Below are 13,879 nucleotides of genomic sequence, written 5' to 3' on the forward strand. Positions count from 1 at the left end.
AAAACACGGCTCATAACCCTGATAACCAGAGCACAAAAATTTGCTTATAATACGGACGAAGCTGCTCCCTGAGTTTGCGCAACGCAATTCCAACGTGGTTCTCGACTGTTTTGGGGCTTAATCCCAATTGTTGCGCAATTTCTTTATGCGACATATTTTCCTCCCAGGCCATCTGGTAGATTTTCCGGCTTTGTTCGGGTAAACTTTCAATGGCTTGATCGAGCAGCTGGCGAAGCTCCTGGTTTTCGAGATAACTATCGGTAGCCACATCAGTGACCGAGGCCTGCGCTTCCACATCCAAACTGCTTAGCAGATGCTGCCTGGAACGACGAAAAATACTGATGGCCTTATTTTTTCCGGCTGTAAAAAGGTAAGCTTTGATGTTCGAGCGCACCTGAAGCTGTGCACGCTTCTCCCACACCACCGTGAAAACTTCCAGAGCCACCTCTTCGGCGAACGACTTGTCGCGCAGATAGATCAACAAAAAATTGCACAGATCGGCAAAATACTTGTCGAACAAACATCGATACGCATCCAAATCGCCTTTGGCTATTTGGTCGAGAATGGCATGGTCGGTTAGGTATTTTTTGTTTTCGGTCAATTTCACAAACGAATGATCTCTCGATTGCGAACTTAAGGTATTTTATCAACTTTCCCTGCTTGTTCATCAAAAAAATCGGGCTCCTACACACAATCCCTCCCGGTAATCCGCTCCGCAAAACTAATCCGGATTGGAGCCCCTGCCTACTGGTCAATACTTCGATTTTTATATTTTTACCAGCTCAAAAATCACCATTTATGAAGCTGAAAAAACTCAAACTGAAAAAAGCAGAAGAAATTGCCAACAGTATTTCACACGGCGTTGGCGTTGCCCTGGCCATTGCAGGTATTGTGTTACTGAATGTTTTCGGGGCACTTTACGGCAACGTTTGGCATATCGTCAGCTTTTCAGTTTTTGGAGTCAGCATGATTTTGTTATACATGGCTTCCTCGCTGTACCATGGTGTTAAAAATCCACGCCTGAAGGAAAAACTCAATAAATTTGACCACTCAGCAATCTACATCCTGATCGCCGGTTCGTACACGCCCATTACGCTGATCTCGCTACGCGGATGGATTGGCTGGACGCTCTTCGGGCTGATTTGGTCGCTGGCCATTGCGGGCATCGTTTTTAAGATGTGGTTCTACAAACCTCGCTGGCGAAATATCTCAACCTTGCTGTATATTATCATGGGCTGGCTGGTTATTGTTGCCGCTGCGCCGATGATCCAAAATGTGCCCAACACATCGCTGTGGTTTTTGTTGGCCGGCGGACTAAGCTATACGACCGGTGCCATTTTTTACCTGTTCCCAAAGGTTCCGTTTTTTCATCTGATCTTCCATTTTTTCATTCTGGGAGGCTCGGTATGTCATTTCTTCTCATTTTTATATCTCTTACCAATTTAGCGTTTCCAAAGCGGCCGCTTTTCGGTGAAAGTCCCTTCGGGTGATGCGCCTGCCTGCGGTAGGCAGGGTTTCCAAACCGCATCTGGGATGTAACAAACAGGGGTTCATCTTCAACCGGTAGCCAGGCTTCTTTTGTAGCAAACCAGCGCTGATGAGAGTTGCCTCAAAACTGGCTGTTTTTCACTCCTACTTTTGCTCAATTCGGATCTTTTGTCCTACCGGACGGGTTTTCATCTTTGGCTTGCCCCAAAGACGAAACAGAAAACGCAAGGCTTATTTTTATCTTCAGGTGTCAGCTCCCGAAAGCTAAGTTCAGCCGGGTGATCTCCAGTCCGGCAGCTGCCGGAGCGGAGCTTCCCGGATTCACTAAGCTTCCGGTTCACCTCTCACCATCGATAAAAAGTAGGCCGGTCCCGCTCCGAGTGAGCTTTCGTCCTCTCTTAAATGCCTTCTGCTGTCTTCCACCACTTTCATTCCTGTTGGTGATTCCCTGGAATCATGAAGGTTTTTTATGAAAGTCTTACCCCCCGGAGGCACTAAGGCGCATTGTCAATAACTGGTTTTGATTAGATGTGGAACAACAACCCGACCTCCGAAAACCCTCGCCTTTCATCGCGGTTGGAGATTCCCTTCGAATCATGCGTATTTTAACATCTCTTGGCAAACAAAACACCAAAGACAATTGTATCTGAAAATAAAAAGTGATGAAACAGTTCTTCTTCATTCTGTTTGCAACTTTGACGATAACAGCTTGCGCACAGGAACAAAACACAAAAACAGATACGATGCAATACAACCAGCTAACTGAATTCGAACGTTATGTAATCATTGACAAAGGCACCGAGCGTCCGTTCACCGGGAAATACTACGATTATCACGAAGACGGAACCTACACTTGCAAACAGTGCAACGCGCCGCTTTATAAATCGACCGACAAATTTGACTCGGGTTGTGGCTGGCCCAGCTTCGACGATGAAATACCGGGAGCGATAAAAAAGTCGGTTGATGCCGATGGCCGACGCACCGAGATTACCTGCGCCAACTGCGGGGCACATTTAGGTCATGTATTTTACGGCGAAGGATTTACCCAAAAGAACACGCGTCACTGCGTCAATTCGGTTTCGCTGAACTTTGTTCCAAAGGAAGAATAAAAAAATACCGGTGCCAGGCCGAAATTATCCTCAATATTAAATTTGGCCTTTTCGGCCGGCGGACTCACAACATTCTACACCATAGTTCTTTTATTTTTATCTACTTTTGAACTTAAATCCATTTTTATATTTTAAGTTGATGAAAATAGCCATACCTACAAAAGACAATCGGGTGGACGAACATTTTGGCCACTGCGACTATTTTTCAATTTTCGAATTGAATGAAAAAAAGGAGATTATCGGCCAAACAAAGCTGACAACATCGAAAGAATGCGGATGTAAATCCAACTTAGCCGACCAACTGGCCGCTGAAAAGGTGAACGTGATGCTGGCTTCGGGCATTGGCGAAGGCGCCATCAAGAAACTGAAATCGCAGCATATTGAAGTTATTGCCGGTTTTAAATGCTCGGTTGAGGAAGCCTTGGATAAATACATCCGTAACGACTACTTTGCAAACTTTACCATCTGCACCGAGCACGACGGCTGCTCGCACTAAACAACGGTGGACGCATGAACGCCAACAATTTGATATACATCGTCGTACGAGTTGGCGCTCATGAGTTCAGCGCGCATGGCAGCAGCCCCCCGAAAACCATTGGTGTAAATCTTATAAAAGCGTTTAAGGATATTAAAGTTCTTTTGTCCATTCCAGTTCCGCTCGAACAGGCGCGTATGTAAAATCAATTGCTCCAGCTTTTCGTCTTTGTTTTTTTCACTTTCCTGCGGATTGAAAAACCAGGGATTGTGAAAAATACCACGCCCGATCATGATGCCATCCAATCCATAACGTGCGCTGTAATCACAAGCCTGCTGATAGGATAATACATCACCGTTCCCCAGGAAGGGAATTTCAGGAGCCATTTGATGTCTCAGGCGGGCAGCGCGGGCAATTTCATCCCAATCGGCCAAGCCATCCGACTGTTGCTTCTGGGTGCGGCCGTGCAAGGTTATAGCTGCCGGTCGGGTTTCCAACACCTGGGTTATCCATCGTTCTGTATCGTGCTTTTTAATGCCCGTACGGGTTTTCACCGAAACCGGCAGATGAGTCGCCTCTTTGGTGGCTAAAATAATCTCCTGCGCTAATGTTGGCTGATCGATCAGAGCACTGCACGAACCTTGCTTCACCACATTTTTCACCGGGCAGCCCATATTTATATCCAGCCCGTCAAACTGATATTCTTCGGTGATTTCTTTAGCTACTTTGTAAAATACGTCGGGTTTATTCCCCCAGATTTGAGCCACCAGCTTAATCCCTTTTTCATGCAGCACTTCCCGCTCCGATTCACTAACAATTAAACGTTCCGACACCCGCTGTTTTCCCACCGGATGGTTCATGCCATCGACGGCTGTAAATTCGGTAAAGAGAATTTGCAGGCACTGCGGATCGGAAATCCGGGCAACCAGCTCGCGGAAGGAGGTATCGGTAACATCTTCCATCGGGGCCAGCGCCAGAATTGGCTTTTTTATATCATTCCAGAAACTACTCATAGCGTAAATCGAACTTTTCTATCTTTTGTGCAACTCCTTTCCGGAATGCTTTTCGGTTGCCAAACTTACGCTGAAATGCCTGAACATACAAATTCCGCTCACTTTCAGGGGCATGATGAGCAGTTTTACATTCCTCGCCGCAACAGCCATCGTATTTTGCCGCACATTCGGGGCACTGTATAAACAGGATATGACACAGATCGTTGGCACAGTTGGTGTGCGTATCGCAAGGCTTTCCACACTGGTGACAATTGGAAATAACATCGCCACTGATCGACTCGCCCAAACGATTGTCGAAAACAAAATTTTTACCGATAAATTTGGAATCCAGATTTAACTGCTTAATCTGACGTGCATACTCAATAATGCCACCGTGCAACTGATTAACATCCTGAAAACCGCGATGTTTCAGATAGGCACTGGCCTTTTCGCAACGCACACCGCCGGTACAGTACAGTAAAACTTTCCGATCCTTCTTACTTTGCAGCTCGTCAACCACCATCTCAATTTCTTCGCGGAAGGTATCGGCCTGCAGGCAAATGGCTCCTTCGAAGTGCCCAATCTCACTTTCGTAATGGTTGCGCATATCAACAACCAAAACATTCGGATCGCCCAGCTGGGCATGAAATTCAGCGGCAGACAAATGCTTCCCAACATTGGTTACATCATACGCACCGTCGTCAAGCCCATCGGCCACAATTTTGGGCCTTACCTTAATACTTAGCTTGTAGAACGATTTACCATCATCCTCAACGGCATATTTAATGGGCATATCCTTCAGTTCGTCCCACGCATCCAATTGGCTCAAAAAAGAGTTCAAATTTGTGGTTGGTACGCTCATCTGTGCATTCACCCCTTCGCGGGCAACATAAATGCGCCCAAAACAATTCAGGGCAAACCATTGCCGGTACAGCTCATCTCTGAAATCCTGAGGATTTTCAATCAGAACATAGCGGTAAAACGAGATCGTTGTCCGCTCAAACGTCTCTTCATTCAAACGCCGAATCAGCTCTTCTTTGTTGTACTTGTTATACAGTTGCATCCTTTATCATCTTTTCGATCGGCAAAGATACAATTTATATTTAAAGATTTATTTACCTTTTTATCCGATCGAAAAATAACAAGGAATGGCAAGTCTAGACTCCTTACAGACGGTTTTTCACGTCAAATCAGCCTAAATGTGCGAAATCCCTCACATTTATATATTCTACAACATATTCCATAATTTTAACTCCTGTATTTCAAATACTTGCAAAGCCGCAAAACACCGACAATTATCAAACATTAAGAAATTTTAAGGATTTTTTAACGCGACTCAGAAAATGTTGCTATATTAGCGAAGCATTTACGAACAATGCCTTATGAATAAATCATTTATCGATACCTTTTCTCTTTAAACCAATATCTATTTTCTGATCTAACTAAACTAAATTATGGACAACGGGTTATCATGACGATGGTAACCCGATTTCTTTTTATAGCCCCTAACCAATCAAGCTGTAAACAACAGTTTTCGCAGGCGAAAAGCGAAGGAGCAAGCCGCAGCTGCCAGTCCGAACAAAAAGCCAATCCAAATACCAACAGCACCAAAGTCGAACACAAAGCCCATGAGATAACTTACGGGCAAGCCGATGACCGAATACGAGAGAAAGGCTAGAATCATGGGCTTACGCACATCCGACATCCCCCGCAACACCGACAGCAGTGCCACCTGTATGCCGTCGAACACCTGAAAAGCGGCAGCAATGATCAGTAAGGTCGCAGCAATGGGAATAACCGAACTGTCTTTGGTAAACAAATGCGGGAGTTGCCCCCGCAGTAATATAAACAGGATGCCCATGGAAAACATGAACAGAACAATCAGGTGCAAGGCAGAACTAACCATTTTGCGGATCTGCACATAATTATGCAATCCGTACTCGTGGCTAACAAGAATAGTGGATGCCGCCCCCACTCCCAGGCTGATCATATAGGTGAATGAAGCCATACTAATGGCGATCTGATGTGCGGCCAGTTGTTCTGTTCCCAACCAGCCCATCATTACCGCGCCTACACTAAAAGTAAGCACTTCAATCACGATCTGAATACCGATAGGCATACCAATACCTAACAGCTGTTTTATTTTGGCACGATCAGGCCGCAACTGCAAGGCTGCTTGAATAAAGCTTGAAAACAAGGCGTGCCGGCGCATGAAAGCAATAATTAAAAAGGGCATAAACAAGCGCGCGATAAACGTGGCGATACCGGCTCCCAGCAAGCCCAAGGCCGGAAACCCGAATTTACCAAAGATCAGCAAATAGTTAAAAATCAGGTTGACCAAATTGGAACTGAGGGTGATCATCATGGCCACCTTGGTGTTACCCAGCCCTTCCAGAAACTGCTTCAACGAGTAAAACAGCAGCATCGGCACCAGCGATGCCACCAAAACCATAAAATACGGGTACGACAGCCGGACCACTTCCTCGGGCTGCCCCATGCGCCCCAGAAACAGGGCGACGATCGACATGATGACCACCAAAGCAGCGGCAACAAAACTATGAAGCACAAAACCATTTTTCAGCAATGCCGCCACCTCGTCATTATTCTTTTGGCTGTAATATTTGCCGACCAACGGCGTCAAGCCCATGGCGATTCCCATGCCCAACAGCACGCCAATGAGAAAAATACTGTTTGAAAAGGAAGCTGCTGCCAGTTCGGTCGTGCCCGCATGCCCGACCATCATGTTATCGACCAAGGCAACAGTGATCTGGCCCACCTGCGAGAGAATAACCGGAAAAGCCAGCTTCAGGGTCTTCTTGTAAAACGGAATATAGGATTGTAATGCCACCAATTTTGTGTTTTAAAATTCATGGCAAAAATAAGCTTGTATTCAATTACAAAGTGAACCAATACGAAAATTTCAGCATAAATACATTTTGTGCTTCTCCATCGAAGATATCGCCAAACACTTTGGTGATCGACGAATCGTAGGCGTACTGGTAGTCGGATATGGTTCGGTTCCACACCAGGTACAGGGTCGACCCGGGCCGGAACTCCCAGCGCGCAACCAAATTCGAATTAAACTCTTTGAAAATGAAATCGGGATTGTAAATCCGGTACGAATCCTCCCCTTCGGTGAAGGTATAAATCCCTTTATCCAGTTCACCGTCGAGCCCGATGTAGCGTTTGCTCATGTCCTTATTGTCGCCATCGTTTACCCTCCGGAAGCTTTGATATTTGCCGGTTGAAGCGTAGGGGGCTGCATAATATTGAAGCGATAATTCGGGCGTCACAAAATACTCGAGCCGCAAGGTGGTACGCAACAACTTTTGATCGATATGTCCGACCAGATAGCCGCGGCTGCCGTCATCGAGGCTTACCCGCCCGGCATACTGGTGATGATCTGCATTTTTCAGATAAACCGTATTGGTGGTTAAACTCAGGTTATTACCCAGCAAAAGCCGCAGATATAAGGTATACTGATTTCTGCTGGTCAGCTCATCATCTCCGCGAATGAAACGGGCACCTGCCCCAATCAGTAAATCGCGGGCCGAGTTTGTTTGCACAAACAGCTCACCGTCCCAGGTCGGATCCTTAAACAGGATAGGTCCGCCACGCAGCTCGCGCGTGTCAAATATGCTGTAGTCCCGTTCCAGGTTCAGATGAATACGCCACAAGTTTGTAAACCGCAAATAAGTATGAGCTGTCAGCTCTTGCTTGGTAAGCTCGCCGCCATAACTCCAGCTGGCCATCTGCGTCAACCGAAACCAGTAATTCCGTAATATGTCTTGCGGTTTATTAATCACATAATGAAAAGTTGACTGCTGTTTTAAATAATCCGCCTGGTACATATAGCCAAGATCGTTCAGATCCACCCCGGGCGAGCGCCAGCTAAACGAACCGACAGCCCTGAATTTACCACTTCGCTTACCGCCCTCCAGCTCGCCGCCATGACCCGACAAACGGGTGCGACTTTCATCAAAGTCGAGGTGATCTGCATCGGGGCGCTGGTAATAGTGCGTTGATGTCTGTTGCAACACTGAAATTGCTTCCTCGCTACCTTTTATATTGCTAAAAAAACCTTTGCCGGCGACAAAATATTTTCGTTTTTTCCAGTTATGTACAAAGTCCATCCCGCCGGTAAGAGCCGATTTGGGCAGAAAATCCAGCTGCGACTCATTTATATTCCGATTCACCGAGCTCAACATTCCCCCCAGTACCGTATTTCCATGGTTAAAATCCTGCTTCAACCGTCCGACCAGATAATTGGTAAACGGTTCAACATCCTGCTTATCTTTGCCACCATCCTCGCTGTACACAGTCGCCTCTTCCCGGGCTGTCATACTGTGCAAAAAACCAACCGACAAGCCTTTTTTACTTTTTCCGGTCAGTTTCAGAGCACTAATAATGGAGCTATTTTCCGGCATCGACAAGCTTTGTCCATCCTCCAGATCGGGTTCAAAGCTTGGCGCATGCCCGATACGGCGCGAGTAAAACAGCAGGTCTTCCTCCGAGCTGAAGTCAAACACATTATTCCCTTCCAAAAAGAATGGCCGCTTCTCGTCGTAGAATACTTCGTAGCTTTTCAGAGTCAATACCGAGGGATCGGCTTCCACTTGCCCAAAATCGGGGTTAACCGTAAAATCGACCGTAAAGTCGGATGACAACCCCAGCTTTCCATCCACTCCCGCTCCGGCAGTCCATTCATCTTTTAAATCGGTATTGGGCGAGTATTTCAGATTTCCGTAGGGCATCAGCTCCACCTTTCGCTTGGCGTTAATCTCTTTGATGCCGTCCAGTTGGCCAAACAAATAAACCGCTGCCGGTGCGTCGACCGGAACAAGTTTCCAGTGATCTTCTTCGCCCAGTCGATCGATGTAACGCCATATATGAAGTCCCCAACGTTGCTCATCAGCCTTGGCAAAACGAAGCTGGCTGAACGGGATCCTCATCTCGGCAGTCCACAAACTGTCCTTAACGGAAGTTTTGGCATCCCAGATCGCATCCCAGTTTAAATCACTTTCCTGAGCCCCCATCTGCATAAAGTCGATCTTTTGACCGGCGGCCGTCACATCAAACTCAAAAGCAGTCCGGTTATCGCCATAGGAATCAATGGCGATGCCCACCATGTCGCCGCCATATTCATCGCGGCGTGTTAATATAGAGCGAATTTTTCCGGCTTCGCTCTCGTAGCAGCGAATGGCGACATACAGGTTCGCCTCGTCATAAAGCAAGGCTATTTCTGTTTTTTGAGAAGGTGAACCGGCCGGGTTGGGTTGTTGCTGAATGAAGTCCGAATCCCAGTTTGTGGTTTTCCAACAGCTATCATCCAGCAGCCCGTCAAGCTTGGGACGCGTAAGCACCGGCGCTGCCGAATAGCTTTTTTGAAGGCTGGCAGCCTGATTAACCAAAGAATCCTTCGACAGATTATAAATAGCTGCATCCTGGCCAGACAGCTGGGTACAAACCAGGAAAAACGTACATAAAAACAGAGCAGAGAGTCGTAGCAACATAATTTTTGTTTAAGGCATCTACAAATATAAATACTTACCGAAAAGAAACAACTGTTTAATACATTTTTTAAGCATCTGAGTCTGAAATGTTCACTTTGCAAAACGCCTTCTAAACATTTTAGCACGATCGTGGTTTAATGTTGTGGATTTATAAAAAGGATTCATCATTCCACGAATGAACGAATTATCTATTTACACCACATTATGAGGAAAATAAATAAAATTCTTGTTGCAAACCGGGGCGAAATCGCCATCCGGATCATGCGCACCTGCCGCGAGATGAATATTGCCACAGTAGCTGTTTTCTCGGATGCAGACCGCACATCGATGCATGTTCGCTATGCCGACGAGGCCTATTATATTGGGCCGGCTCCCTCGAAAGAAAGCTACCTGCGTGCCGATAAAATCATCGACGTTGCTCTGAAATCGAAGGCCGATGCCATTCATCCCGGCTATGGTTTTCTATCGGAAAATGCCGAATTTGCCAAACTTTGCAGCGAGAACAAAATCGTTTTCATTGGCCCGTCGGCCGAGGTGATTGTTGCCATGGGCGACAAAATACAAGCCCGCAAGGCCATGATTGCTGCGGGCGTGCCTGTTGTTCCCGGAACGACGGAAGCCATCGCGTCGGAAGACGAGGCGCTGGAAATTATCGCTGAAATAGGCCTGCCGGTCATGATTAAAGCATCAGCCGGTGGTGGCGGCAAAGGAATGCGGTTGGTCACCCAAGAAGCTGAAATCCTTTCGTCGGTACGCGCCGCCCGCTCCGAAGCACTGGCCGCTTTTAACGACGATGCCGTCTACATTGAAAAATATGTCAGTTCACCTCATCACATCGAATTTCAGGTGATGGGCGACCAACACGGGAATGTCATCCATCTGTTTGAACGGGAATGCTCCATCCAGCGGCGCCATCAGAAAATGGTGGAAGAAACCCCTTCGCCACTGATGACGGCCGAACTGAGAGCCCAAATGGGAGCCGATGCGGTTAATGCGGCCAAAGCAGTGAATTATGTTGGTGCCGGAACCATCGAATTTTTGGTGGACGACCAACGCAACTACTATTTTCTGGAGATGAATACCCGCTTGCAGGTGGAACATCCCATTACCGAACGGGTAACCGGTGTCGACCTGGTGAAACAGCAGATTTTGGTGGCCGAAGGGCATGCGCTGGAATATCAACAGCAAGACCTGGCACAAAAAGGACATGCCATTGAATGCCGGATTTATGCCGAGGACTCCGACAATAATTTCATGCCTAGTGCAGGACGTATTCATAACATTACCGAACCGTTGGGACTGGGTGTCCGCACCGATGGTTATGTTTACGAAGGCTACGAGATCCCCATCCACTACGACCCGATGATTTCGAAGTTGATTGTATGGGCCAGCAACCGCGAGGAAGCCATTCAACGTATGCGCCGTGCTTTGTACGAATACAAAATTACCGGGGTAAAAACCTCGATCAAATTTTTGGAACGCATCATGGATTCGGAGGATTTCAGAAGCGGGAACTACGACACAACCTACATTGAAAAGAACCGCGACAATTTGCTCCGTGCCGATCAGCCCGATACGGTTCAGGAAGACATGGTGATCATTGCCACCTACATCGACTATCTGAACCGCTTAAACAAGGTGATCCCCACCAAGCAACTGAACCCGACGGATAACCGCTGGAAAAAATATACTTACCAAAAGAATTTCGACCGACTTTAAACACTTCATTATGCCTATAGATGTAAAACTGAATGACCGCTATAATCGGCAAAACGAAAATCGCACTTTTTGAAGCGAGCGATTCAAGGGATTGGCTAAAATTGCTCGCTTCATCATAAAAGCAAATCTATCTAAAATTAGATCCAACAATAAGCAATCGAAAAGTAAAACTTTTGTTACTCTTTTAACGCACATTTAAACACCGCTAAAACGCCATTTAAAACAGCATCAAATTTCCGTTTGGATTCGACAGATCATAGTTCGCTGTCAACACCTCAATCTTGCGCTTTCCTCCACTCCCAGTACCATTGGCAACGCTTACAGCCTGCTCAATCGTCTTTGTCATCCATCCAAACTCGCGGGTAAAATCGGCCAGTATATCGCTCGGATAGCTACTCATGAGGAATTTCCCCTTAATACCCGATAAAGTCTCCAGCAGCTGCTTAAAGTCATCAATAGAGTAGCCGTCATAATGCCCGCAGTCACTATTATAATAAGGAGGATCACAATAAACGAAGGCATCCTCGTAATCCCTCGAGCGAATGATCCGGAGCGCGTCTGTACATTCAATCTGCACGTTCTGGAGGCGTATAGCGTAGTCAATCGTGAAGGCGTCGCGCTTATTGGCGATCTTCACCGACGTTGTGCCCTTTTGCCTGTCATAACCCCACGTACCGTCCAACATAGCACTAAACGACTGTGCGGCCAACACCCATACCGCCCAGGCGCGTTGAATGCGGCTAAACATGTGCTGGTTATTATAAATAACTGTTGCATCGCTATGTATAGACCGCGAATGCAGGCTAATGCGTACCATCTTCTCGAGCTCCACAAACTCATTTTGGGCGACCTCATAGAAATTAATCAACTCCCGGTTGGTATCGTTAATCACTTCAACTTCACTCTTTGGCTTAGCCCAAAATATGGCTCCACCGCCCACAAAAGGCTCAACGTATGTCTTATGTCGCGGAACTAGCGGCAAAATCGTGCTAATCAAGTTTTGTTTTCCTCCATAGTAGGAGATTGGTGTCTTTATCATTGTCCGAGATTTAAATTTTATATCTTTGCTCATCTCACCTACATACGAAAAATGCGAATCAGCAGAACTGAAGACTTTTAGCCCTCGGTTGTGCGCTGATCCGCATTTTTATGTCAGTATGTAGGTGAGATGACTACTGACAGCCGGGGGCTACTTTTTAGCCCCTCGTTTGCTAACTCTTATTAGCTATTTGATAAGCTATTTTCCCATTTTCCCATCCAACATACCGGCAGCCTGCCCGTAAATGATAACCGGATAGCCTTCAATACGCTTTTTGATGAGTGCGGCTTCCTCTACCGTCAGCTCAACTGGTTTATCGGCTCCGGCAATGATGCGGCAGGCCAATTCCCAGGCTTTCGCCTTTTCTTCGCCGCTTCCTTCGTGGCTGTTGACCAATGCTGACGAGCAAACGCCTTTCAGCGTCACATCTTTAAAGATTCTACCGGTTTCGTCAACCGGTTCCTGCAAGGCTTTTCCTTCCAGTGTCTTAAGAATTTGATTGAAATTGATTTTCATTGTTATTGAATTTTAAGTGTAAATACTACTATAATGGAAGTTGATTGCTAACTACCAATGATTTTATATTTGTGTAATTTGTGCTGTGTGTAACATTTGAATCGCTGACTCTTGTTATTTTTGAACGATAATAGACTGTATCGCCTACTCCAAACAATGTTGATGGGGTTCCGTTGTACGATATAGTTCTCTGTTCATAAGTTCCAGTCGATGAATTTTTAATCAATAGCGCGCTTGGTCCTAATGTTTGAACGTCAACATCGAACCCAGAAGACTTGCAAAACTCAATCTGTGCATACACAGTCAAATTAGCACGAACATCTATCATTATATCGAAAGAACCTATAATTCCTCGCTGCGTTGGGCTTGCGAAGTACATTGACGCAGTTTGAGCATATTGATAAACGTAATAATTGCAAAGGTCGACCGGTGTAGTTGCTTCAATTAATGCGTAATTATTACCTCCTAGCTGCCCGGCAGGTGTTCCAAACCATTTATTGTCGTCCCATTTCAAAGCAGGGGATGATGTGTGTACAATTGCTAGATAGAATGTAGCCCCATCTTCGATTGCATCCCCTCCATCTGGTGGTGAGCTTGGGTTCATCGTAAACGTGTAGCTTGTTTGGTTATTCATAGTTACATTTGACGCAAACACAGTGTATCCTCCCTGCTCGAAGTTGCTTGTCCGCTTAAACAAAATATCAAAAAGATGGTCTGCATCATCCTGAATAGACCAGACTGGGAATTTATGCAACCCAATTGTGAATGAAAGAAGCTCTCCCCACTCTGTTGCACTTTGAAATGCGGCTTCAAACGACCAACATCTGAAAGTGTGATCGTATCCTCGATAGTCGCCCAACTTAAAATGTGACGAAGGCGATTGATCTGCCCATCCTCGCTGAACACTTGAGAACCCCCACCAATTGTTTAAGCTAGATTTTCTTAAGTCACCAATTGAACTTGATGCAGCTCCAATTGCATTTCTAACGATTGTCGTTGTTATGTTTGTTTCAGGTAGAGCCATTTTA

12 protein-coding genes are annotated in these 13,879 nt (G+C 46.1%); 4 read left to right on the forward strand and 8 right to left on the reverse strand.

The window, feature by feature from the left end; genetic code table 11:
* Positions 1-10: 10 nt before the first annotated feature.
* Positions 11-607: an RNA polymerase sigma-70 factor gene (locus C8N47_RS11735; protein WP_107822751.1), complete on the reverse strand. Its 597-nt coding sequence runs from the start codon at positions 605-607 to the stop codon at positions 11-13.
* Positions 608-798: 191 nt separating this feature from the next.
* Here C8N47_RS11735 and trhA point away from each other — a divergent pair, with 191 nt between their 5' ends.
* The 3 genes from trhA (at position 799) to C8N47_RS11750 (ending at position 3,093) form a co-directional block, all read left to right on the forward strand.
* Positions 799-1,446, forward strand: coding sequence for a PAQR family membrane homeostasis protein TrhA (trhA, locus tag C8N47_RS11740; protein WP_107822752.1), 648 nt, complete (start codon positions 799-801; stop codon positions 1,444-1,446).
* A 704-nt stretch (positions 1,447-2,150) separates the two neighbouring features.
* Complete coding sequence (locus C8N47_RS11745) at positions 2,151-2,597, forward strand: methionine-R-sulfoxide reductase (protein ID WP_107822753.1); 447 nt, start codon at positions 2,151-2,153, stop codon at positions 2,595-2,597.
* Positions 2,598-2,736: 139 nt separating this feature from the next.
* Positions 2,737-3,093 (forward strand): NifB/NifX family molybdenum-iron cluster-binding protein, encoded by a 357-nt coding sequence (locus C8N47_RS11750; RefSeq protein WP_107822754.1) that lies wholly within the window; start codon positions 2,737-2,739, stop codon positions 3,091-3,093.
* Here C8N47_RS11750 and C8N47_RS11755 read toward each other — a convergent pair.
* The 4 genes from C8N47_RS11755 to C8N47_RS11770 all read right to left on the reverse strand — a co-directional run bounded on the left by C8N47_RS11755 (position 3,090) and on the right by C8N47_RS11770 (position 9,577).
* Positions 3,090-4,085, reverse strand: coding sequence for a tRNA dihydrouridine synthase (locus tag C8N47_RS11755; RefSeq protein WP_107822755.1), 996 nt, complete (start codon positions 4,083-4,085; stop codon positions 3,090-3,092). The genes C8N47_RS11750 and C8N47_RS11755 overlap by 4 nt on opposite strands.
* Entirely contained in the window at positions 4,078-5,127 is a 1,050-nt protein-coding gene (trhO, locus tag C8N47_RS11760) for an oxygen-dependent tRNA uridine(34) hydroxylase TrhO (RefSeq protein WP_107822756.1), read from the reverse strand. Before trhO ends, C8N47_RS11755 begins: the two co-directional genes overlap by 8 nt.
* A 450-nt stretch (positions 5,128-5,577) precedes the next feature.
* A complete protein-coding gene (locus C8N47_RS11765; protein ID WP_170111377.1) occupies positions 5,578-6,912 on the reverse strand; it encodes an MATE family efflux transporter in 1,335 nt (444 codons plus the stop codon).
* 46 nt (positions 6,913-6,958) lie between these two features.
* Complete coding sequence (locus tag C8N47_RS11770) at positions 6,959-9,577, reverse strand: DUF5916 domain-containing protein (protein ID WP_107822758.1); 2,619 nt, start codon at positions 9,575-9,577, stop codon at positions 6,959-6,961.
* Between the two features lie 204 nt (positions 9,578-9,781).
* On the opposite strand from C8N47_RS11770, the gene accC reads away from it, so the two are divergent.
* The gene (accC, locus tag C8N47_RS11775; RefSeq protein WP_107822759.1) at positions 9,782-11,296 is read left to right on the forward strand and encodes an acetyl-CoA carboxylase biotin carboxylase subunit; all 1,515 of its coding nucleotides are present in this window, start codon (positions 9,782-9,784) and stop codon (positions 11,294-11,296) included.
* A gap of 217 nt (positions 11,297-11,513) precedes the next feature.
* On the opposite strand, the gene C8N47_RS11780 is transcribed toward accC, so the two are convergent.
* The 3 genes from C8N47_RS11780 to C8N47_RS11790 all read right to left on the reverse strand — a co-directional run bounded on the left by C8N47_RS11780 (position 11,514) and on the right by C8N47_RS11790 (position 13,875).
* The gene (locus C8N47_RS11780; protein ID WP_107822827.1) at positions 11,514-12,335 is read right to left on the reverse strand and encodes a DNA adenine methylase; all 822 of its coding nucleotides are present in this window, start codon (positions 12,333-12,335) and stop codon (positions 11,514-11,516) included.
* Positions 12,336-12,533: 198 nt separating this feature from the next.
* Positions 12,534-12,851, reverse strand: coding sequence for a hypothetical protein (locus C8N47_RS11785; protein ID WP_107822760.1), 318 nt, complete (start codon positions 12,849-12,851; stop codon positions 12,534-12,536).
* 28 nt (positions 12,852-12,879) lie between these two features.
* Positions 12,880-13,875 carry a hypothetical protein gene (locus tag C8N47_RS11790; protein WP_107822761.1) on the reverse strand — a complete coding sequence of 332 codons (996 nt, stop codon included), beginning with the start codon at positions 13,873-13,875 and terminating at the stop codon, positions 12,880-12,882.
* Positions 13,876-13,879: the final 4 nt, after the last annotated feature.

This window comes from Mangrovibacterium marinum (assembly GCF_003046625.1).
Classification (GTDB): Bacteria; Bacteroidota; Bacteroidia; order Bacteroidales; family Prolixibacteraceae; genus Mangrovibacterium; species Mangrovibacterium marinum.